This is a genomic window from Caballeronia terrestris (assembly GCF_001544515.1).
GTDB classification, from domain to species: Bacteria; Pseudomonadota; Gammaproteobacteria; order Burkholderiales; family Burkholderiaceae; genus Caballeronia; species Caballeronia terrestris.
The window spans coordinates 1-1,956 of record NZ_FCOL02000317.1 but is presented as its reverse complement, the minus strand read 5'-3'; the positions used below and the strand labels follow the sequence as shown (position 1 = coordinate 1,956).

Sequence of the window (1,956 nt, the reverse complement as noted above, 5' to 3'; positions counted from 1 at the left end):
ATGTGATTCACCCATGCTGGGACCGCCAGGTCGTCGACGAGAAGTCCCACCCTTATCGTGCTCATCGTTGATTGTCTTCGTGAAACCGAAACCCGCGCATCATTCGACCGTCACCGATTTGGCGAGGTTGCGCGGCTTGTCGACGTCGGTGCCCCGCGTGCACGCCGTGTGATACGCGAGCAATTGGAACGGCATGACGTGCAGGATCGGCGACAGCGGACCGTAATATTCCGGCATCTGGATGACGCGCAGGCCTTCTTCGTTCTGTAGGTTCGCGTCGGCATCGGCGAAGACGTACACCTGACCTTTGCGCGCGCGGACTTCCTGGATGTTCGATTTTAGCTTTTCCAGCAAGCCGTCGTTCGGCGCGGTCACGATGACGGGCATCGCTTCGGTCACGAGCGCGAGCGGTCCGTGCTTCAGTTCGCCGGCGGGATAGCCTTCGGCGTGGATGTACGAGATTTCCTTGAGCTTCAGCGCGCCTTCCATCGCGATCGGATAGTGCGATCCGCGGCCGAGGAAAATGGCGTCATCCGTGCGCGCGAGTTCCTGCGCCCACGCGATGATCTGCGGTTCGCGCGCGAGCACGCTTTGCAGCGCCGTGGAGAGGCCCGAGAGCTGCGTTCGGTACTCCGCTTCCTGCTGCTCGTCGACGTGTCCGCGCGAGCGGCCGAGCGTCACAGCGAGCAGGAAGAGCGCGACGAGCTGCGTGGTGAACGCCTTCGTCGATGCGACGCCGATCTCGGCGCCCGCCTGCGTGATGAACGACCAGCGCGACTGCCGCACCATCGCGCTCGTCCCGACGTTGCAGATCGCCAGCGTGTGTTCGTGACCGAGCGATTGCGCATGCATCAGCGCGCCGAGCGTGTCAGCGGTTTCGCCTGATTGCGAGATCGGCACGACGAGCGTGTTCTTTCCCGGGATCGTCTCGCGATAGCGGTATTCGCTGGAAATCTCGACTTGCGTCGGAATCTTCGCGATCGATTCGAACCACGTTTTCGCGGTCATCGCGGAATAATGGCTCGTGCCGCAGCCGAGCAGCAGGATGCGGTCGATCTGAGCGAACGCGTGCGGATCGGTTGCGCCGAAGAGCGTCGCGTCGAACGCGCTCTTGCGGGAGAACGTCTTTGCCACGGCGAGCGGCTGCTCGAAGATTTCCTTTTGCATGAAGTGGCGATACGGCCCGAGCGCTGCCTCGGCCGGCGGATGGCGCAGCGTGCGCGCCTCGCGCACGACCAGCTCGCCGTCGCGATTCATGATGCGGTTGCCGTTGCAGGACAGATCGGCGATGTCGCCGTCCTGGAGGAACACGAAGCGGTCGGTGACATCCGACAGCGCAAGCGGGTCCGATGCCAGAAACGATTCCGTGCCGCTCAGCCCGATCACGAGTGGCGAGCCGTAACGTGCACCGACCACCCGGCCCGGTTCCGACTTGCAGAACACCGCAATCGCATAGGCGCCGCGCAACTCGGTCACAGCGCGACGCACGGCGTCCGCGAGGTCGCCCTTGTAGTGGCTGTGGATCAAATGGGCAATGACTTCAGTATCCGTCTGGCTCGCGAATTCATAGCCTGCGGCGCTCAACAAAGTCTTGAGCCCCTCGAAGTTTTCGATGATGCCGTTGTGAACGATCGCGATCTCGTCTTTAGAGAAGATCGGATGGGCGTTCTGGGTCGCCGGTGCGCCGTGCGTGGCCCAGCGCGTATGCGCGATGCCCGTTGCGCCTTCGACCCCCGTCTCGCGGATCTCCTGGTCCAGTGAGCGAACGCGCGTCAGGCTGCGTACGCGATGGGGCGTGCCGTTCCGAAGCACGGCGACGCCGCACGAGTCATAGCCGCGATATTCCAGACGCCGCAAGCCTTCGAGCAATACCGGAACGATGTTGCGTTCCGCGACCCCCGCCACGATTCCACACATATTCGTCCTCCGACGATGGTTTGGTCCGCTTCGCGAATC

The 1,956-nt window shown here is 63.1% G+C and carries 1 protein-coding gene; it reads right to left on the bottom strand.

Annotated features, from left to right (window positions below; all coding sequences use genetic code 11):
• Positions 1-99: 99 nt before the first annotated feature.
• Positions 100-1,917, bottom strand: a complete 1,818-nt coding sequence (gene glmS, locus AWB67_RS36980) for a glutamine--fructose-6-phosphate transaminase (isomerizing) (protein WP_087660760.1) — start codon at positions 1,915-1,917, stop codon at positions 100-102.
• Between the last annotated feature and the right edge of the window lie 39 nt (positions 1,918-1,956).

Coding starts and splice junctions, on each gene's coding strand:
- glmS (WP_087660760.1), bottom strand. CDS start 1,917: ATGTGTGGAATCGTGGCGGGGGTCGCGGAACGCAACATCGTTCCGGTA.